This is a genomic window from Hydrogenophaga sp. BPS33 (assembly GCF_009859475.1).
Taxonomy (GTDB): Bacteria; Pseudomonadota; Gammaproteobacteria; order Burkholderiales; family Burkholderiaceae_C; genus Hydrogenophaga.
Map to the genome: position 1 here is coordinate 3,374,663 of NZ_CP044549.1, position 16,935 is coordinate 3,391,597.

Below are 16,935 nucleotides of genomic sequence, written 5' to 3' on the forward strand. Positions count from 1 at the left end.
TGACACTGGTTTGCCGCGCTGATGATTTTCTGCGCGACGCAAGCCAACGATAGGCGCGCTGCGAGCAGACCTCTTGAGTTGACGCAATGAAGTGCAAATTCATCGGCGTTCGAAGGCGTTTGAGCGAGCGCGCCCCACCCCGTCCAGCAGGCGCCTATTCGGCAGCCTTGGGGTATCCCACGGTCTGCGACAGCAGCACTTGCTGGCCGTGATCCAGTCCGAGTGCCTCCGCAATCGCCTCGCGATCGATCCAGGCGCGTAACACTGTTGCCAGCCCATTGCTTGCGGCGAACAGGTAGACGTTTTGTGCCACTGCACCAGCCGCGACATGCGCGAAGGCATCGCGCTGCGCCACCGGCACCATGCTCATGCGCGCGTGATGGGCCACGTAGACCAGGTCCAGGGGCGCCTCGTCGACAAAATCCTGATAACCCGTGATGCGACGCAGGTCCACGCCCGCGGCCAGTTCAAGCGCATGGGCCACCGGGTCGTAGCGGTAGGCGCCGCCGGGGAGGGCTGCATAGACCTCGATCTCCTGGGCATTGAGCGCCGAAGGCGATGTGCGCCCGCCATCAGAACGGTTCACGCCAAACGCAGCCCACAACAATTCCGACAGCATCTGCAACGGCAACGGCCGAGATGCGAACTCCCGCACCGAACGGCGCTCCGCCAAGGCGCGCATCAGTTCCATGCCGCCTGACGTACGAGGTTCAGGCAGTTCGATGGAGGATGCAGCAGAGCCCGCCACCGGTTTGGCGCGCAAACGTCCCATGGCGCCCAGGACGAGTTTGGTCATTGTCTTCATGGCGTTTTCTCAGCGCATCTCGCGGCCCACTGCACCGCAGAATTTCAGGCCACATCCTCTCCAATGCGCATGACGACACGCCCCTCGATGTCCCCCGCGCGCATCCGCTGCAACACCTGGTTGATGTTGTCCAGGCGGTCCTCGGCATAGACCGTGTGCACTTTGCCCTCGGCGGCGAAAGCCAGGGCCTCCTGCAAGTCCTTGCGCGTGCCAACGATGGAGCCACGAACAGTCTTGGCGTTGAGCACCACGTCGAAGATCGGCAGAGGAAAGTCGCCTGGGGGTAGCCCAACGAGCGCCATGGTTCCTCGCTTGTGCAACATGTCCAGCGCCTGCGCGAACGCGCTGCGCGAAACCGCCGTCACCAGAACACCATGCGCACCGCGTATGGCGCGTTGTATCTCCTGCGCGGGATTCTGTGAATGGGCGTTGACGGTCATCTCCGCGCCAAGGGTGCGCGCCAGAGCAAGCTTGGCGTCATCAATGTCTACGGCAATAACGTGAAAGCCCATGGCCTTGGCATACTGCACCGCCAGATGGCCAAGGCCCCCGATGCCGGACACTGCCACCCAATCGCCAGGCTTGCATTCGAGCATCTTCAGGCCCTTGTATACCGTCACGCCTGCGCACAACACAGGCGCTATCTCAAAAAAGCCGACGTTGGCGGGCAGGTGCCCGACGTAGGCAGGATCGGCCAACACGTACTCGGCGTAGCCGCCGTTGACGGTGTAACCCGTCATCTGCTGGCTATCGCACAAAGTCTCCCAGCCAGTGATGCAGTGTTCGCATTGGCCGCATGCGGTGTGCAGCCAAGGCACGCCAATGCGGTCGCCTTCCTTGATTCCAGAGACGCCTTTTCCCAGCGCGGCGACGAACCCCACGCCCTCATGACCGGGAATAAAAGGCAGCGAAGGCTTCACAGGCCAGTCACCGTCGGCCGCATGCAGATCGGTGTGGCATACACCCGAGGCCATCACCTTGACGAGAACCTGGCCAGGCAAGACCTCCGGTATGGGAACTTCATCGATTTGCAGCGGTTGACCGAAGGCGTGAACGACGGCGGCTTTCATCAGGGGCATGGAAATCTCCATTGGCGCTGGGAACATGGGGTCGATGGATTCGTTACAAAGAATAGAAGGCGATGTCGACCGACCCTTTGAGCCAACTCAAGCGAGAGCACGAAAGGTCTTGGACCACGGGTTGCGCCGCTTGGAAGTCGCACCCGATGTTGGCAGGCCCGAACGTGAATCGGCGCCTTTCAAAGTGGGGCCGCGACGGCTCGGTAGAACTTGATCAAACGCAATCCCCTCACCCCCGCCCATGTCTAACCTCGTGCGCTCCACTCAACGCGAAGGAGTCAAGATATGTCCACGAAGATCGAACAGGAGAGGCGAAAGGCCGCGGAAATGGCTCGCGCCATCAGTTGTGTGCACGAAGTCATCAACGACATCCGTCTGCGGTGAACCTCCAGAGTCTCATTGACGCGCTGGGCGAACGCGTCCGAGTCCCCTTCTCGCTGACCATGCCGGGTGGTCACGGGTATCGCAGTGGCGTGGGCAGCCCCCTCTTCCACATCATTCTTCGATCCGAAGCCACATTGGCTTCGTGCGTGATGCACGGCCACATCGGACTGCTTGATGCCTACTTCAACCAGGATGTCGATATTGAAGGCGATCTTGGCGCAGCGCTCGCCGCAGGAATGGCTGGCGGGCTTGATCGGCTACCCAGTGCCATCGGCCAAGTTGAAAACGAGCTCCATGAGTTGCGATTTTTCAACCGGCGCAAGCATCACGCCAAGTCCAATGCCCGCGCCCACTATGGCCTGGGAACCGAATTCTTCCGACTTTGGCTCGACGACCCGCTGATGATGTACACATGCGTCTACTGGCCGCAAGGGACTCTGACACTTGAGGACGCTCAGCGTCAAAAGATCGATCATGTCTGCCGCAAACTGCGCCTGTCTGCGGGTGAACGGTTTGTCGACATCGGTTGCGGCTTCGGCGGCTTCATCGTCTGGTAGAGCGCGAGGTGATGCGGCTGGGCGGAATCAAATCGCTGTACTCCGACAGCTTCTTCTCGTTCAAGGAGTTCGCCGAGGCTTATGGCATGGAACAGTTCGCCAGCTTGAAGGCCAAGTACGACCCGCAAGGACGGGCGCAAAGCCTCTATGAAAAATGTGTGTTGCGCGCATGATGCCCCTTTCACGGCAATCTCGATGCTCTTGGCCTCGCGCTCTGCTTGGCGTGTTAGCGCATCGCGAATCGATTTCTCCACGCTGCTCATGGTCACACGCGGCTTGAGCGTGACATCGTTGCTGACGCCCACCACACCCAAGAGGTTGCGAACCGCCGAACTGGCGGCACTGCGCTCGTATTCCCATTCGACCTGGCCGCTGAGCGTGATCCAACCTTTCTCCACCTTGGCGTGCACCGTATTGGGCACCATCGTGTTCCATGCCAATGCCTGCTTCGCAGCGGCGGCGATGTCCGCGTCTGTGCGTTAATTGCTGTTGGGCAGGTTCACCGTGATCTCCATCGCCAACGCCTTCACTCCATTGACGCGCTGTGTGGCTCGCCCGGCGGCATATTTCTCCGCATACGAAGAAAGGTGCCCCGTCAGTGTGACGACGCCATCTTTGACGATCACGCCCACTTCGGTCTCATTGACATCAGGCGCCCACTTCAGTTCGGCCAGGATGTCGTCCTTGAGTTGCATGTCAGTTTTTCATGGTGATTTCGTAGCCAGACACCTTGTGTGAGATCGCGGACCGGCTGCCCAGGCAGAAATTTAGAAGTTCACAAGGCGCGCAAGCACCTGTCCACGTGCGAACGGCTCTCCGACGGGAACGCAGATTTCCTCAAGAACGCCGTCATGTGGCGCTTCGATATCGACGCGCCAGTCGGCCAGGCGAGCGCTCCCCAATCGCTGCCCCGACCGGACACGGTCACCTTCGCATGCAAGCCATCCCTCGACGAACGCGGCACCTGCACCTTCGATCGATTCCCATCTTGCTGGATCAACCATGACATCGCTCACAATATCGGCTCCCTCGCAGTAGGGTGACGGCATGGCGGCAGCACAGGGCCAAGCCTCGATTCTGTGGCTCCAGCGGCAATGTACGGTGGCGGACAGACCAGACGGGGCGTCATCGTGATCATTTGGAAATGCCAAACCATCACTTTGTGGACCAGACTGCGCCAGCACCGTGCGCCACGTCCCCGTTGGAGCGCATCACACGCCGCGCGCGGGTCATCAAGCCGTTGACCTACCGGAACAGCGCCGGCCGAAAAAAGATCGTACCCATCGGTCCTTGCCTGATAGAGCACAGCCCAGGTACCCATGTCGACATTGTCTGGGGGGCATCGGGCCAACACTCGGCTCAACTGCCGAAAGAGGCCATCGAGAACGCCGAAGCCGATGGTCAACTCGTCCTGTTGGAGTGACGGGGTTGAACTCATCTCGCATCGTCGAAGGGTTCGAGGGAAAATGGGTCGAGGGTGCGAAGTTCGCTCATGGTGTTGCTCCTGTTTGAACGGTGGAAATAGATCACCTGGCAGGTCCGCGACATCACGTGACAAGGTGCCGGCGCGAAGGGAATTGCAGCGTGTCGTGTGTCTGTGCTGGTTGTATTGAGCATGCTCAACAAATCATCAGGTCACGTGCAACTTGATGAAGTGCCAGGCTCAACCTGCAGGGCCGCGGCAATCTCCTGGCGCTGGCTTGTTGCAAGGGCGTCAAGAGCGCTTCGTAGAAGCAGCCTGCGGATTGCGCTGGCTCAGTGCAACGGCACTCTCCCCCTCCAACAATGGCTTCTTCTGTGCGCTGCGCCCACGGTGTCGAGGCGACGCACAACCAAAGAATTTCCGGAGCTGTCCGGGGCAAGGTACTCGAATGGCAAATGTGTTCAAGACGAAACCGCTGCCACACGGTTCGTTGCAGTTGGATGGGGATCTGGTCATTCCTAGCCAAGCGCAGGGGCTCGTCGTTTTCGCGCACTGCAGTGGCAGCGGGCGGCAGAGCCCGCGCGATCAATGGGTGGCCCGCGCGCTGCAACGCTCGCAAATGGCCACTCTGCAAATCGACCTGCTCACGGAGGACGAGTCCCGCGATGGCCGGCGGTTGTTTGACATCGATCTTCTGGCGCACCGCATGATCGAGACCATCCGATGGACCTCGCTCCACCCCGATTTGACCGACCTGCGCCTGGGCCTGTTTGGTGCCAGCGCGAGCGCGGGAGCTGCGCTGGTAGCTGCCGCTGCCCGACCAGACCGTGTGGCGGCCGTGGTGTCGCGCGGGGGGCGTCCGAACCTGGTCATGGACCACCTGGAGCAAGTGCAGGCGCCCACGCTATTGATCGTGGGCGGGCTGGATGACGAAGTACTGGCGCTCAACCGCGAAGCAATGCGCCGGCTGCACGTGCCCCGGCGGCTGGAGGTGATACCCGGAGCGGGCCATCGGTTCGAGGAGCCAGGTGCCTTGGGCAGTGTCGCAATTTTTGCGTCGAGCTGGTTCTCTCAATACCTGTGCGCAGCGAGGCCCACATGAACCAGCACCACTGGAGCGACTCCGGCCAACTGTCGCACGCGCGCGCCTATGCCTCGTTCAGCCCGGATATGGCGACGGCCTGGGTACCCTTCGAGAACCGGGCGCAGGCCGGCCGAGCGCTGGCCGACCAGTTGCAACACCTGCGCATGAAAGGACCGTTGGTGGTGCTGGCCCTACCACGAGGCGGCGCACCCGTTGCCGCAGAAATCGCCCGCACGCTCGGTGCGCCGCTGGACCTGCTGTTGCTGCGCAAGATTGGTGCGCCATTCCATCCCGAACTGTCGGTGGCGACTGTGGTGGAGGGATCGCCACCCGAGGTGGTGGTCAACGAAGAAACTGCCGAACTGCCTGGCGTGGACGAGGCCTGGATCGAGGCTGAGCTGCCTGCGGCGCTGCGTGAGCTCGAACGCAGCCGCAGTGTGTACCTGGGGGACAGACTGCGACAGCAGGTGCAAGGTGCCACCGTGATCGTGGTCGACGACGGCATCACCACGGGCATCACAATGACCGCGGCGTTGCGGGCACTGCGACGGCGCCATCCGGCCCGTCTGGTCGTAGCGGTACCGGTGGGGCCGTATGCCGCCCTCATGGCCTTGCGTGAGGAGGCGGACGAGGTGGTCTGCTTGATCACGCCAAGACCGTTTCACGCCATCGCCCTGCACTTCCTTGAATTCCACCAACTTGGCGACGCGGAAGTGTGCGTCGCGCTGAACGCGACCACCGCCACACTGCGGCCCAGTTGAGCCGGCTACGCCAGTGAATGTGTGTTTGACCGCGCGCTCCTTGATGCCCCGCATCGTCACCCCGGCGCCAACCTGATCTTCTCAGGGGAGCCAGGTGTCGTGCCCGGATCGAACCCATCGAGCCGGTGTTCCAGCCCGAAGCGGATCAGAGCGGCGGTGCTGTCAAGCTGAAGCTTTTCGAGGATGCGGGTCTTGTGCGTGCTCACCGTCTTGATGGAAAGGTGCAAGGCGACAGCGATATCCACCGGGCGCTCACCCGCCACGATGCGCTGCATGATTTCCAGTTCGCGGTTGGACAGCGCGGTGAGGGCGGATGCCTGGCGGATCCCGCTGAGTTGCTGAACCACCTGCTCGGCCAGCGCCGCGGTCACGAAGATCCCCCCTGAGGCGACCTTGCGCACCGCCGCGATCAACTCGTCTCCCGCACTTTCCTTGGTGACGTAGCCGCTGGCGCCCACCTGGAAGGCACGCAGCGCGTACTGCTCCTCGCTGTGCATGGTCAACACCAGCACGGCAACGGCGGGGAAGCTTTCCTTGATGCGGCGGATCATCTCCAGTCCGCTCATCCCGGGCAGAGACAGATCGGCGATCACCAGATCAAATGGCTCACGCCGCAGGCATTCCAGGGCATGAAAACCGGTACCGGCCTCCGCGACGGACCACTGGTTGCTCAATGGGTCAAGCAGACGTTTGAGACCCTCGCGCACCACGGTGTGATCGTCCACCAGCAACAGGCGGAGCTGTATGTTCCGGCCAGTGCTGTTCATGGCGTTTGCCCAGGTGGGTTGATCGGGGGTTCGAGGGTTCCTCGTGTGGACTCGTCGAACAGCGGCTCTGTCGCTGCCCAGTAGAGCTCTTCCAGCGCCTGGTCCGTTGGCTTTGCCAACGGCACTTGCACCACCAGGCGAGCGCCGCCGTCGTGCGAATTGCCCACGGAGAGATGTCCGCCCAGCATCAGCACCCGCTCCCGGATGCCCAGCAAGCCAAAGGAGCCCGCGCTGCGCGTGCGGGTGCCCTTGGGAAAACCCACGCCATTGTCCTGGATGGTCAGCAGCAATGCCTGGCCGTCGTTCTTGAATTCGACCAACACCTGGGTAGCGCGTGCGTGGCGTGCGATGTTGGTTAGGGCCTCTTGCACGATGCGGTAGAGCGTGATCGCCTGGTTGGGCGAGATCTCGCGCACGCCCACATCCAAGCGGGCATGGCTCTTGATGCCGGTGCGCCGCATGAACTCCTTCAATTGCCAGTCGATCGCCTCAGGCAAGCCCAGGTCGTCCAGCATGGGTGGACGCAGGTCCATGGAGATGCGGCGGGTCGATGCCATCGTTTCGTCCAGCATGTCCAGCATAAGTTGGGTGCGCTCGCTCAGGGATGTGTGGGGTTGGTCGCGTTGGCAGGCGATCATCTCCAGCTTGAGGGCGGTGAGCCGCTGACCTAGCTCGTCGTGCAATTCGCGAGCTATGCGCCGGCGCTCTTCTTCCCTCGCCTCGACCATTCTGGCCGAGAACTCGCGCAAGGTACGGCGTGAACGCTGCAGTTCCTTCTTCTCGCGCGTATGCTGGGTAATGTCGTTGATCACCATCTGAACGAAGCTGCTCTCGTGATCGGGCAGCGTCGCCATCACCAGTTCCACCTCGCGCAACCTGCCATCGGCGCGCTGGAGGGAGCCAGCCAGCACCGTTCCCCTTTCCGACTGCGCCAACTCCAGCAGTTTGCTGCGCACGGCGAGGTGCGTCGCGGACGGGAGAAACTCGACAATGGAGCGGCCGATCAGGTTCTCGGGGCGTTCAAGTCCGACGAGTTTGGCACAGGCGGTATTGGCAAATACGACGCGCTCCTTCTCGAGGATCCAGATCGCCACGGGTGCGCGCTCAAAGATGGAACGCAGGCGCTGATTGAGCTGTTCGATGACCGAGCTCATGCGCCTGAACTCGCTCAAGTCGCGCAGCAATGCGGTGTAGTACATCAACGGGCCACTGGCGTTCGCCACCTCACTTTTGAAGATCGCCGCCTCCAGCGGAAACTCCTCGCCGTTGGCGCGCAAGCCCAGCACCTGGCCACGCTGCCCCATCGGGCGCTCGGTCTGAACGGAATCACAGAACTGCCGGACCAGATGCCCATGCGCGGCACGCAGGCGCTCAGGGATGAGCTGGCCAAGCTCCATGCCCAGCGCCTGCTCGCTCGTGAGGCCGAACATGGTCAGGCCCGCCGGATTGATCATGACGATGCGCTGTTGTTGATCGACCGTGATCACCGCTTCCAGCGCTGCGTGTGCAAAACGATGCGCTGCCATCGCTTCAAAGGGAAAAAAAGCGCTGGATTCAACACTGAACGTCATGCGAACAAGCTCCCGAAGTTGCCTAAGGGCATCTTAGAAAGCAATTGGCGGATCAACCAGCCCTCGGGACCCAGCAAGCTTGATTTACATCAAGGCCCTACTCCACGGCTAGGATTTTTCCGAATCACGCGTGGGAATCGGTCGATTCGCAAGCCGCCTCAATCCGAGCGCAGGTCGCGCCGAAGTCTGATGGCGCGCGGCGCACCAACGCGGCATCCTTGTCCCATACCTGTCACGCACGTCCACCACCTCCCAAGGAGCTCCTCTTGAACCCATCGACTTCTCCTGCAACGTGCCAGACGCCGCGCAGCGTCTCGGGCACAGCCCAGTGTGGGCATAGCACCCTGGCCGACCTCATGCGCATGCTATGCACCGACACAACGGGCATCCCCGATACGCAGCAGGCCGCCGAAATGGCCGTGAGCCTGCGCAGGGTTCCCGCTGGCGCCACCCTCATCCACATGGGTGCCTCGAGCGATGCGTTGTACTTCGTATGCTCAGGCACCTTCAAGATCTTCCGTACCGACGAAGACGGTTACGAGCAGGTGCTTGCCTTCGCTGGACGCCGAGAGGTGCTGGCCTTTGACGCGCTGTGCATGGAAACCCACCCCACCGCTGCCAGCGCGCTGGAAGACTCCACCGTCTACGTGATCCGGAAGGTCGAACTGCACGACTTCAGCCGGTCCGTGCCGGCATTCGAGCACGAACTGCAGCGCGCCGGCAGCCGTGCGCTTGGCCGCACCAACGAACTGGCGGAGTTGATGGCGGCCGTGGCAGCTGAGGTACGGCTTGCAAGATTCCTCCTGCTGCTCTCGCGCCGCATGGCCACCAACGGGCAGTCGCCACGGCGCTTCCACCTGCGCATGGGCCGGCGCGACATCGCCAGCATACTGGGCGTGGCACACGAAACAGTGAGCCGCTCTTTCACCGCTCTGGTGGCGGCCCGCCTCGTTCATGTGAGCGACCGCGACGTTGAGATCCTCGACATGGATGGACTCAAAGCCTATTCGCGAAGCACCCGTCGGGCACAGGACGAGGGAGGACTCGTGCGCGCGCGCCGCCCGGCATCTCCGCTCGCCATGGTCCAAAAAGCGCAGAGTTTGTGCCCGCTGGCGGCTTGACAATGGTTGTCGGCACCGCAGGCGCTCGCACCCGTGGAACGAGGGCATTTCGAACACGCCATTGAAGAGGATGGGCGCACGCGTCTGCGGGAGCGCTACATGGTTTGCGCACCGCTTGCGGCCCACCGTTCAATCAGACAGCGCCAACATCCAGATGATGCCCCAGCCGATTAGCGCGGTGACCACCACGACGGCCAGGGCTACCACCGCACAGAGAACCCAACTGCCTGCGAACGGAAGCATGGAGGTCTCCTTCTGGAAAACTTTCGTTGGCCGGAAAGCGGCGCGCTTGCGCAAAATTCTGGAGTGCTTCATAGCGCAACTTTTGCGCACAGCGGGTCTTCTTCGTTTGATTCAACGCAATGACCACGCATCCATGTCCGCGCCATCCATCGCGCTGCTGGCCGGACTGTGCGCTGGTTGAGAAATGTCAAGCCGCGTCGCTGCCGTCGGCATAGATTGAGGCATTCCCCCATGCTTGGAGACGCACATGACGCAACCCGATCCCGACAAGATGCTGTGGATGTACGAGACGATGCTCGTCATCCGGCACTACGAGGAAACGCTCGCCCAGGTCTATCTGGAAGGCAAGTTGCCGCCGAACATCCAGAAGGGCCTGGCGTTCGACATCGCTTCGGGGCCCGTGCCTGGGGAGATGCACCTGTCCGCTGGGCAGGAGCCGGTGGCAGTGGGCGTCTGTGCGCATCTCACCGATGCGGACACGGTGGTCGGTACCCACCGGCCTCACCACTTCGCCATTGCCAAGGGTGTGCCGCTGCCACAGATGACCGCCGAGATATTCGGCAAAGTCACAGGTCTGGGCCGCGGCAAGGGAGGCCATATGCACCTGTTCGATCTGCCACACCGCTTCAGTTGCAGTGGCATCGTCGGCGCGAGCATGCCACCGGCCTGCGGCGCGGCGCTGGCCGCCAAGATGACCGGCAGCGGTGCAGTGGCTGTGGCCTTCTTCGGCGAAGGCGCGGCGAACCAGGGCGCGTTTCACGAGTCGCTCAACCTCGCGGCACTCTGGATGCTGCCGGTCGTTTTCGTGTGCGAAGACAACCGCTGGGCGATCTCGGTTGCCAAGGAAAAGGCCACGTCGGTGGCCTCCAACGCCAGGCGCGCCGTGGCCTATGGCATCGAAGGCGTCGAAGTCGATCACAACGACGCGCTGGCGGTCTTCCAGGCAGCAGGGCCGGCCATACGCAAAGCCCGTGAGGGCGGTGGCCCCACCTTGATCGAGGTAAAGACCGATCGCTACATGGGCCACTTCCAGGGGGATGCCGAGGTGTACCGCTCGAAAGCTGAAGTTCCATCCCTGCGCCAGCACGACCCCATCCGCGTGCTGGAAGCCAGCATGCGCAGGCAAGGCGATCTCGACGATGTTGCGGTGGAGCGCTTGCGCACGCGAGCGCAAGCGCAGGTCACCACCGCGTTCGAGTTCGCACGCGCCAGCGCCTACCCTGCCGCTGAAGAGGCTCTTCAGCACGTGTTTGCCTGAATCCCGGGAGATCGATCATGACGCAACGCAAGCTCACCATGGCCCAGGCGATCGCGGAGGCCATTGGCCAGGAAATGGAACGCGACCCACGGGTCTTCGCCATGGGCGAAGACATTGGCATTTACGGCGGCATCTTCAGCGCCACGTCGGGGCTGCTGGAGCGCTTCGGGCCAGAGCGCATCCGCGACACGCCGATCTCTGAAACGGCCTTCATCGGCGCGGCCACCGGCGCCGCGGCCGCCGGCATGCGGCCCATCGCCGAACTGATGTTCGTCGACTTCTTTGGTGTCTGCATGGACCAGATTTACAACCATCTGGCCAAGAACACTTACATGTCGGGTGGCGCGCTCAAACTGCCAGTGGTGCTGACCACCGCCATCGGCGGGGGCTATGGCGATGCGGCACAGCACTCGCAGTGTCTTTACTCAACCTTCGCGCACATGCCCGGACTCAAGGTGGTGGTGCCTTCGAACGCATACGACGCCAAAGGCCTGATGATCCAGGCCATCCGCGACGACAACCCCGTGCTGTACATGTTCCACAAAGGCATCATGGGGCTGCCGTGGATGCAGTACCACGAAGGCGCGACCACCGAGGTTCCTACGGATGCGTATACCTTGCCTTTCGGCCAGGCGGCCGTGGTTCGGGAAGGTCGCCACGTGACGATCGTGACGCTTAGCCAGATGGTGCACAAGGCGATGCTGGCGGCCAGGACGTTGGCGGCTGAAGGCATCGAGGTCGAAATCATCGACTTGCGCACGCTGGTGCCGCTGGACACCGCAACGGTGCTGCGCTCGGTCGCCAAAACCGGTCGTCTGCTGGTGGTGGACGAGGACTATCTGAACTTCGGCTTGTCGGGAGAGATCGCGGCCGTGGTGGCGGAGCACCTGGACGACATCGAGCTCAAGGCGCCGGTGCGGCGGCTCGGTGTGCCGGCAGTGCCGATCCCTTACAGCCCGGCACTCGAACCGCAGGTCATCCCGTCGATCAACCGCATCGCAGAGGTCTGCCGTGCGTTGGTCGATGCCAAGCTGAAAGCTGCCGCATGAACGCCGATGTTGTTCTGCCGGAACCCGCTTGGGAAGGCATTGATGCTGGCGTCCACGCGCTGCTCGACAGCTGGTTGGTGCAGCCGGGTGCCCAGGTGCAGGAAGGCGATGCGCTCGCCCACGCCGTGCTCGTGAAGAGCACGCTTGACGTGGTCGCACCGGTGTCGGGTCGCCTGGCGGAGCAGCTCGTGGGCGCAGGTGAAACCTTCGCCCGCGGGCAGCCCGTCGCACGCATCGCGGCGTAACCACCATGAAGCGCGCTCGTATCTGGACCGGGATCGACCGGCGGGCCTCACTCTCGCTGGGGCGTTCCATGCGCGGGCTGCAGACAGCCGCCTTGCTGCCGGTCCGCTTGCGGATCACTGGCGGCGGTGCGGTGTTGCGTGGCCCCTGGATGTTGCGCTGCGCAGTGCGCCTGCCCAGAGAGCATGAACTGCTTCGCGGCGGGCCGGCGCAAGCAGCCCGCTGGCTCGGAGGTGTACACGTCAAATGGCTGCGCCGCATGGGCATGGCCCATGTCGAGTGCTACGAAGGCCCTGTCCTGGAGCACTGGTCGTGCTTTGCGGGGCGGGTACCAGGCGAGGTGGTGATGCACCGGCAGAAGATCACCGGCATTGCACAAACCTGGCGACGCCACGACGTGCTGCTGACCTCAGGGACGCTGCTGTCGGCCGTGCCTTGGTCGCTGTTGTGCGACGCCATGCACCGCAGCAGGCTGTTCGAAGCGGACGCACTCAAAGTGCGGGCCATTGACGTGCAGCAATGTCTTGGCTCCCTCCCTCCCCAACCCTGGGCCGAAAGCCTGTTTGTCACACTGAGCGAGGCATTGCTCAGCGCCCAACCGCTTGCACCCAACGCAAGCGAAATCAGACCCATTGCGCACAGCGGATGTGACCGCTGACCCCGCCCTTTGATGTCCCCCCCTCACCCTTGAAAGGTCTCGCCATGTCGTACAAACGCATCCTGGTTCCCATCGATGGAAGCCCAACGTCTACCAAAGCACTGGTCGCGGCACTCGAATTGGCCCGTGAAAATGATGGCCGCGTGCGGTTGATGTACGCCCTGGATGAACTCGCGCTGATCAGCGGCTTCGAGTACTCGGGCGAGCTGATGAAAGCCGCCCGCGAGCAGGGCCAGAAGGCACTGGACGATGCGCTTGCAATCGTTCAGTCGTCGGGCGTCGAAGGCGATACCCGTCTGATCTCAACGCCAGGCAAGCGGCTCGGCGAGGCCGTGGCGGAGCAGTCGTCCGACTGGCAGGCAGACCTTGTCGTGGTCGGCACGCATGGCAGACGCGGCCTGAGCCGTGTGGTGCTGGGCAGCGGCGCAGAAAGCGTGCTGCGTTTGGCCATCGTACCGGTGCTTGTGATCCGCGGGGACGACAAGTCCTGATGCGCTCCCCATGTTTTTGACAGGACGCGCCACGCGCAAGCTGAGCGCGCCTGTTTTTGGCCTCGTCGCGAACGCTGGCGCCTTGCTTTCCGGGGCCAGCCTTGCTGAAAACTCCGCGTTGTTCCTACGCGTTCTTTCCTGAACGCTTCAGAGCCTTGCTTGCTGCATCCTTGGCGGACTGCGCGGCGTCGCGTGTTGCCTTTTCGGCCTTTTCGAAGGCTTCGCGTGCAGCGGCAGCGGCCTTTTCAGCCTCTTCCTTGCCCTTCTGCACATCGGCTTTTGCCAGCTCCTTGGCACGCGCAAGGGCTTCGCCGGTGGCATGCGCCGCGTTCGCCATTTCCTGCTGCACGCGCAGGATTTCTTCTCGCGCTTCGCCCCGTGCAGCGTCGGCCTCCACCTTCCACCGCCGTGCCGCATCGCGAGCGGCTTCGTCGGCTATGTGCGCGAGCCGAACGATCATCTGCGTGGTGCGTTGGGACCAGTCACCCACGGCGGCCTTGCCGCGTTCGGCAGCCGCCTTCGCGTGCTCGGCCATTTGTTGCGCGGCCAGGTCGGCCTTTCGCAGCCTGCTCGCGTCGGCGGGTTTGGTGTCCGCGGGCTGCGTGGCGACAGGCCCCTGCGCGGCCGACGGCTGTGGTGTTGGAGCGGTCGGGTCGGACGCCGCATGGACGGTGCCTGCCAGGAAAAAGACGGCGCACGCGATGAGTGAGGGCTTTGCTGTCATGGTGAATTCTCCGCATCAAAAGAGAAAACGATAGGCGCTTTCAGCGTGCGACAACTTGACAAGCATCAAGTCCGGCGAGCGTCAACGCGCATAGGGTTGGAGCAACGCATGAAGGAGCTCAAAATGTACCCACGCATTCTCTTTCCCCGTCGCAGGGAGACCGCTCACAGGAATCTGTGGGTGCGGCATTTTCGAATCCACCGTGTCGTGGCACTCCTGGCCACAGGTGGCTTGCTCTGCACAGCCGTGATGGCCCAGAACCGTGGCCAACTGCTCTACGAAACGCATTGCATCGCCTGCCACTCCGCCCAGATGCACTGGCGTGACAAACGGCTCGCCCAAGACTGGGGCAGCTTGCGTGGGGAGGTGCAACGGTGGCAGGCAAACGCTGCGCTGAACTGGACAGAGGAAGACGTCACCGATGTGTCGCGCTATCTGAACCAACACTACTACCGCTTCTCGGAGCCGGCGTCTCCGGTGGCCGCCGGGGTACCGATGCGCCAAAGTAGCGTGCCGTAATCCTCAGCCAGCGCCACGTTCACCGGAGAATGCCCATGGCTGCCGAAGGCTTCGTCCAGGTCGGCCCAGTCCTCTTCCGTCAATACGCGCTCGGCCAGCGGCAACACCATCTCTTCCTCCAGACGCATGTGCTCGAGATAGAAGTCGACATAGGCCTTCATCGCGGCCTCGAATGCGCGGCGCCGCCGCGTGCCCAGCATCTCGAAAGCCAGCAGGGCGTGCTCGACGTCGCGAATCTTCCGACCACCGTGCTCGTGCTCATAGTCGAGCTGGTCGAGCAACTCGCGTTCCTGCGGCGCACGCGCACGAAGCTTGGGGAAGAAAATCTCCGATTCCCTGCGGTGATGCTGCTTCTCGGGAAAGTCATCCAGGTAGAAGAGCGTCGCGCGCAACGTATCGAAGTCGGGCATCGATTCAGCCTCGCGGTGCCGCTCCAGAAGCTCCAGCACCGATCGCAGCAATGTCGCGAGCGAAGCGTGCTCGGAAGTGATGACACGGATTGTCTGGCGCATGGCTGTCCCCTCTGGATCCCCGTTCGTGTTCGGGCCAGTCGCCCATCGGGCGAGCGCCCTCGGCAAGTCGCTGGCCACTGTAAGTTCCCCCATCGGGTTGAACATTGATACAGCGCAAGATCTCCCTCACTGGCGCCAGCGGCCCCTGTCATCCCGATGCATTGAGCCATGTCAAAGCACGCCGTGGAGGAACACGTATCTTCGATTCCATTCGTATCGGAGAACGTTTTGAAATGCACATGGCCCGCTTCGCACATTGGCGGGAACGCTTCCCGGTGGATGGGCGCTGCGCTCGGGGGAACGGCGTTGCTGCTCTGCGCGCTGGTGGTGGGCCCTTCCCCGGTGCGGGCGAACGATCTGGTCGATGCTGCGCCGGCCTTGTCGGTGGGGTTCACACCCAACTACCGCGCGATCGTGAAACACGCGGGACCTGCGGTGGTCGGTATCGTGGTGGAAGGGGTGCGCACGCCATCAGCGCTTGAGCTTGTGTCCGATGCGGGAGCGCCTGCGCTGCTTTTCAAAACCCCTCTGCCCTTTCACGGCCAGGGATCGGGCTTCATCATCAGCGCCGACGGACTGGTGCTCACGAGCGCGCATGTGATTCAGGGTGCCCGACGGATCACGGTGCGCATGAGCGACCGCCGCGAATTTCGCGCCCAGGTGGTGGGCAGCGACAGCGTGACGGATGTGGCGGTATTGCGCATCGGGGCCCGGGATTTGCCGGTTCTGAGGGCGGGGGCGATAACGCAACTGCAAGTTGGCGACCCGGTGGTGGCCATCGGCGCGCCGTTCGGCCTGGAACAGAGCGTCTCGCACGGTATTGTGAGTGCCATGCGACGCTCACTGCCTGGTTTGTCCGCCGTGCCACAGATTCAGACCGACGCTCCCGTGAACCCGGGCCACTCCGGGGGACCACTGCTTGACGCAAGTGCCTCGGTGATGGGCATGCTCGCGCAGATCTACTCGCTCTCCGGCGGCTATGAAGGTCTTTCGTTCGCCGTCCCCATCGATGTGGTGCTGCGCGTCAAGGACAACATCCTTGCCCACGGACGCATGGCGCACGGCTACCTGGGTGTGACGATGCAGAACCTGAGCCTGACGCTGGCCAGCGCCTTTGGTCAGGAGCGGCCCCACGGGGCGCTGGTGGCGGGCGTGGACGTGGGCAGCGCTGCCGAAACAGCAGGGCTGAAAGTGGGCGACATCATCACGGCTGTCAATGGTCAAACGCTCGGTCACGCCAGTGAGCTCACCGGCCATCTGGGCGTGGCATCTCCTGGCGATCGGATGCGTCTGACCGTGTGGCGTGCACGGACGTCGCAAGAAGTGGTGGTGCGCCTTGACGAAGCGACGGATCTCGATGAGGTGGACAGCGCCGATGCGGCCACTTCCGCCAAAGAGCCGCAAGAGCTGGGTTGGCGGCTACGAGCGCTGTCGAATCAGGAGCGCAATCTGCTCGGCGTGGCCAGTGGCGTCTGGGTCGATGAGGTCAGCGCCGTCAGTGCGCAAGCCGGGTTGCGCGCGGGCGATGTTCTGCTGGCAATCAACCTCAAGCCCATCCTGTCCACCGACGATGTGGACAGGGCCGTGCGGGAACGCCCGCTGCAACTGGCGCTGCTGATCGACCGCGACGGCACGCGCATGTTCATTCCACTCGCGATGGAATGACGCGACACAAAAGCTCTGTCT

22 protein-coding genes and 1 pseudogene are annotated in these 16,935 nt (G+C 62.9%); 13 read left to right on the plus strand and 10 right to left on the minus strand.

The window, feature by feature from the left end:
- Window positions 1–154: 154 nt before the first annotated feature.
- A complete protein-coding gene (locus F9K07_RS15590; protein WP_159594306.1) occupies window positions 155–805 on the minus strand; it encodes a SagB/ThcOx family dehydrogenase in 651 nt (216 codons plus the stop codon).
- A 44-nt stretch (window positions 806–849) separates the two neighbouring features.
- A complete protein-coding gene (gene adhP, locus F9K07_RS15595) occupies window positions 850–1,896 on the minus strand; it encodes an alcohol dehydrogenase AdhP (protein ID WP_236581277.1) in 1,047 nt (348 codons plus the stop codon).
- Window positions 1,897–2,169: 273 nt separating this feature from the next.
- Between adhP and F9K07_RS31880 the strand changes: the two genes are divergently transcribed.
- The 3 genes from F9K07_RS31880 to F9K07_RS15605 are packed head-to-tail and all read left to right on the plus strand — an operon-like array spanning window position 2,170 to window position 2,998.
- Complete coding sequence (locus tag F9K07_RS31880; protein WP_236581279.1) at window positions 2,170–2,268, plus strand: BON domain-containing protein; 99 nt, start codon at window positions 2,170–2,172, stop codon at window positions 2,266–2,268.
- A complete protein-coding gene (locus F9K07_RS15600) occupies window positions 2,265–2,825 on the plus strand; it encodes an SAM-dependent methyltransferase (RefSeq protein ID WP_159594307.1) in 561 nt (186 codons plus the stop codon). The genes F9K07_RS31880 and F9K07_RS15600 overlap by 4 nt, the downstream gene beginning before the upstream one ends.
- A gap of 11 nt (window positions 2,826–2,836) precedes the next feature.
- Window positions 2,837–2,998, plus strand: a complete 162-nt coding sequence (locus F9K07_RS15605) for a hypothetical protein (protein ID WP_201451609.1) — start codon at window positions 2,837–2,839, stop codon at window positions 2,996–2,998.
- Window positions 2,999–3,157: 159 nt separating this feature from the next.
- On the opposite strand, the pseudogene F9K07_RS31885 reads toward F9K07_RS15605, so the two are convergent.
- The 3 genes and pseudogenes from F9K07_RS31885 to F9K07_RS32295 form a co-directional block, all read right to left on the minus strand.
- Window positions 3,158–3,250 (minus strand): annotated as a pseudogene (locus tag F9K07_RS31885) (BON domain-containing protein); the annotation flags it as partial.
- A 54-nt stretch (window positions 3,251–3,304) separates the two neighbouring features.
- Complete coding sequence (locus F9K07_RS31890) at window positions 3,305–3,520, minus strand: BON domain-containing protein (RefSeq protein WP_236581280.1); 216 nt, start codon at window positions 3,518–3,520, stop codon at window positions 3,305–3,307.
- Between the two features lie 72 nt (window positions 3,521–3,592).
- On the minus strand, window positions 3,593–3,874 hold the full coding sequence (locus F9K07_RS32295) for a biotin/lipoyl-containing protein (protein WP_442907331.1): 282 nt from the start codon (window positions 3,872–3,874) through the stop codon (window positions 3,593–3,595).
- A 95-nt stretch (window positions 3,875–3,969) separates the two neighbouring features.
- Between F9K07_RS32295 and F9K07_RS15620 the strand changes: the two genes are divergently transcribed.
- From F9K07_RS15620 to F9K07_RS15630, 3 genes are all read left to right on the plus strand, one after another.
- A complete protein-coding gene (locus F9K07_RS15620; protein ID WP_159594309.1) occupies window positions 3,970–4,248 on the plus strand; it encodes a hypothetical protein in 279 nt (92 codons plus the stop codon).
- Window positions 4,249–4,696: 448 nt separating this feature from the next.
- A complete protein-coding gene (locus F9K07_RS15625) occupies window positions 4,697–5,350 on the plus strand; it encodes a dienelactone hydrolase family protein (RefSeq protein WP_159594310.1) in 654 nt (217 codons plus the stop codon).
- Complete coding sequence (locus F9K07_RS15630) at window positions 5,347–6,093, plus strand: phosphoribosyltransferase (RefSeq protein ID WP_201451433.1); 747 nt, start codon at window positions 5,347–5,349, stop codon at window positions 6,091–6,093. The genes F9K07_RS15625 and F9K07_RS15630 overlap by 4 nt, the downstream gene beginning before the upstream one ends.
- Before the next feature lie 56 nt (window positions 6,094–6,149).
- On the opposite strand, the gene F9K07_RS15635 is transcribed toward F9K07_RS15630, so the two are convergent.
- Both F9K07_RS15635 and F9K07_RS15640 read right to left on the minus strand, forming a co-directional pair.
- Window positions 6,150–6,860, minus strand: a complete 711-nt coding sequence (locus tag F9K07_RS15635) for a response regulator (protein WP_159594311.1) — start codon at window positions 6,858–6,860, stop codon at window positions 6,150–6,152.
- Window positions 6,857–8,431 carry a PAS domain-containing sensor histidine kinase gene (locus F9K07_RS15640; protein WP_159594312.1) on the minus strand — a complete coding sequence of 525 codons (1,575 nt, stop codon included), beginning with the start codon at window positions 8,429–8,431 and terminating at the stop codon, window positions 6,857–6,859. The genes F9K07_RS15635 and F9K07_RS15640 overlap by 4 nt, the downstream gene beginning before the upstream one ends.
- Window positions 8,432–8,697: 266 nt before the next feature.
- Here F9K07_RS15640 and F9K07_RS15645 point away from each other — a divergent pair, with 266 nt between their 5' ends.
- Window positions 8,698–9,552: a Crp/Fnr family transcriptional regulator gene (locus F9K07_RS15645; RefSeq protein WP_159594313.1), complete on the plus strand. Its 855-nt coding sequence runs from the start codon at window positions 8,698–8,700 to the stop codon at window positions 9,550–9,552.
- Between the two features lie 129 nt (window positions 9,553–9,681).
- On the opposite strand, the gene F9K07_RS15650 is transcribed toward F9K07_RS15645, so the two are convergent.
- Window positions 9,682–9,867, minus strand: coding sequence for a hypothetical protein (locus tag F9K07_RS15650; protein WP_159594314.1), 186 nt, complete (start codon window positions 9,865–9,867; stop codon window positions 9,682–9,684).
- Window positions 9,868–10,042: 175 nt separating this feature from the next.
- Here F9K07_RS15650 and F9K07_RS15655 point away from each other — a divergent pair, with 175 nt between their 5' ends.
- Genes F9K07_RS15655 through F9K07_RS15675 form a run of 5 tightly spaced genes read left to right on the plus strand, consistent with a single transcriptional unit; the run spans window position 10,043 to window position 13,494 of the window.
- Entirely contained in the window at window positions 10,043–11,053 is a 1,011-nt protein-coding gene (locus F9K07_RS15655) for a thiamine pyrophosphate-dependent dehydrogenase E1 component subunit alpha (protein ID WP_159594315.1), read from the plus strand.
- 17 nt (window positions 11,054–11,070) lie between these two features.
- On the plus strand, window positions 11,071–12,102 hold the full coding sequence (locus F9K07_RS15660; protein ID WP_159594316.1) for an alpha-ketoacid dehydrogenase subunit beta: 1,032 nt from the start codon (window positions 11,071–11,073) through the stop codon (window positions 12,100–12,102).
- Window positions 12,099–12,347, plus strand: coding sequence for a biotin/lipoyl-containing protein (locus F9K07_RS15665; RefSeq protein WP_159594317.1), 249 nt, complete (start codon window positions 12,099–12,101; stop codon window positions 12,345–12,347). Before F9K07_RS15660 ends, F9K07_RS15665 begins: the two co-directional genes overlap by 4 nt.
- Before the next feature lie 5 nt (window positions 12,348–12,352).
- Window positions 12,353–13,003 carry a hypothetical protein gene (locus tag F9K07_RS15670; RefSeq protein WP_159594318.1) on the plus strand — a complete coding sequence of 217 codons (651 nt, stop codon included), beginning with the start codon at window positions 12,353–12,355 and terminating at the stop codon, window positions 13,001–13,003.
- 44 nt (window positions 13,004–13,047) lie between these two features.
- Window positions 13,048–13,494, plus strand: coding sequence for a universal stress protein (locus F9K07_RS15675; RefSeq protein WP_159594319.1), 447 nt, complete (start codon window positions 13,048–13,050; stop codon window positions 13,492–13,494).
- 124 nt (window positions 13,495–13,618) lie between these two features.
- Here F9K07_RS15675 and F9K07_RS15680 read toward each other — a convergent pair whose 3' ends face one another.
- Window positions 13,619–14,218: a hypothetical protein gene (locus F9K07_RS15680; RefSeq protein WP_159594320.1), complete on the minus strand. Its 600-nt coding sequence runs from the start codon at window positions 14,216–14,218 to the stop codon at window positions 13,619–13,621.
- Between the two features lie 449 nt (window positions 14,219–14,667).
- Window positions 14,668–15,249: a hemerythrin domain-containing protein gene (locus F9K07_RS15685; protein ID WP_159594321.1), complete on the minus strand. Its 582-nt coding sequence runs from the start codon at window positions 15,247–15,249 to the stop codon at window positions 14,668–14,670.
- Between the two features lie 279 nt (window positions 15,250–15,528).
- Here F9K07_RS15685 and F9K07_RS15690 point away from each other — a divergent pair, with 279 nt between their 5' ends.
- Window positions 15,529–16,914, plus strand: a complete 1,386-nt coding sequence (locus F9K07_RS15690) for a trypsin-like peptidase domain-containing protein (protein ID WP_159594322.1) — start codon at window positions 15,529–15,531, stop codon at window positions 16,912–16,914.
- Window positions 16,915–16,935 lie beyond the last annotated feature (21 nt).

Bases quoted from the DNA above. Each gene is read 5' to 3' on its own strand.
- F9K07_RS15590 (WP_159594306.1), bottom strand. From the start codon at position 805: ATGAAGACAATGACCAAACTCGTCCTGGGCGCCATGGGACGTTTGCGC.
- adhP (WP_236581277.1), bottom strand. From the start codon at position 1,896: ATGGAGATTTCCATGCCCCTGATGAAAGCCGCCGTCGTTCACGCCTTC.
- F9K07_RS31880 (WP_236581279.1), top strand. From the start codon at position 2,170: ATGTCCACGAAGATCGAACAGGAGAGGCGAAAGGCCGCGGAAATGGCT.
- F9K07_RS15605 (WP_201451609.1), top strand. From the start codon at position 2,837: ATGCGGCTGGGCGGAATCAAATCGCTGTACTCCGACAGCTTCTTCTCG.
- F9K07_RS31890 (WP_236581280.1), bottom strand. From the start codon at position 3,520: ATGCAACTCAAGGACGACATCCTGGCCGAACTGAAGTGGGCGCCTGAT.
- F9K07_RS32295 (WP_442907331.1), bottom strand. From the start codon at position 3,874: ATGCCGTCACCCTACTGCGAGGGAGCCGATATTGTGAGCGATGTCATG.
- F9K07_RS15620 (WP_159594309.1), top strand. From the start codon at position 3,970: ATGCCAAACCATCACTTTGTGGACCAGACTGCGCCAGCACCGTGCGCC.
- F9K07_RS15625 (WP_159594310.1), top strand. From the start codon at position 4,697: ATGGCAAATGTGTTCAAGACGAAACCGCTGCCACACGGTTCGTTGCAG.
- F9K07_RS15630 (WP_201451433.1), top strand. From the start codon at position 5,347: ATGAACCAGCACCACTGGAGCGACTCCGGCCAACTGTCGCACGCGCGC.
- F9K07_RS15635 (WP_159594311.1), bottom strand. From the start codon at position 6,860: ATGAACAGCACTGGCCGGAACATACAGCTCCGCCTGTTGCTGGTGGAC.
- F9K07_RS15640 (WP_159594312.1), bottom strand. From the start codon at position 8,431: ATGACGTTCAGTGTTGAATCCAGCGCTTTTTTTCCCTTTGAAGCGATG.
- F9K07_RS15650 (WP_159594314.1), bottom strand. From the start codon at position 9,867: ATGAAGCACTCCAGAATTTTGCGCAAGCGCGCCGCTTTCCGGCCAACG.
- F9K07_RS15655 (WP_159594315.1), top strand. From the start codon at position 10,043: ATGACGCAACCCGATCCCGACAAGATGCTGTGGATGTACGAGACGATG.
- F9K07_RS15660 (WP_159594316.1), top strand. From the start codon at position 11,071: ATGACGCAACGCAAGCTCACCATGGCCCAGGCGATCGCGGAGGCCATT.
- F9K07_RS15665 (WP_159594317.1), top strand. From the start codon at position 12,099: ATGAACGCCGATGTTGTTCTGCCGGAACCCGCTTGGGAAGGCATTGAT.
- F9K07_RS15670 (WP_159594318.1), top strand. From the start codon at position 12,353: ATGAAGCGCGCTCGTATCTGGACCGGGATCGACCGGCGGGCCTCACTC.
- F9K07_RS15675 (WP_159594319.1), top strand. From the start codon at position 13,048: ATGTCGTACAAACGCATCCTGGTTCCCATCGATGGAAGCCCAACGTCT.
- F9K07_RS15680 (WP_159594320.1), bottom strand. From the start codon at position 14,218: ATGACAGCAAAGCCCTCACTCATCGCGTGCGCCGTCTTTTTCCTGGCA.
- F9K07_RS15685 (WP_159594321.1), bottom strand. From the start codon at position 15,249: ATGCGCCAGACAATCCGTGTCATCACTTCCGAGCACGCTTCGCTCGCG.
- F9K07_RS15690 (WP_159594322.1), top strand. From the start codon at position 15,529: ATGGGCGCTGCGCTCGGGGGAACGGCGTTGCTGCTCTGCGCGCTGGTG.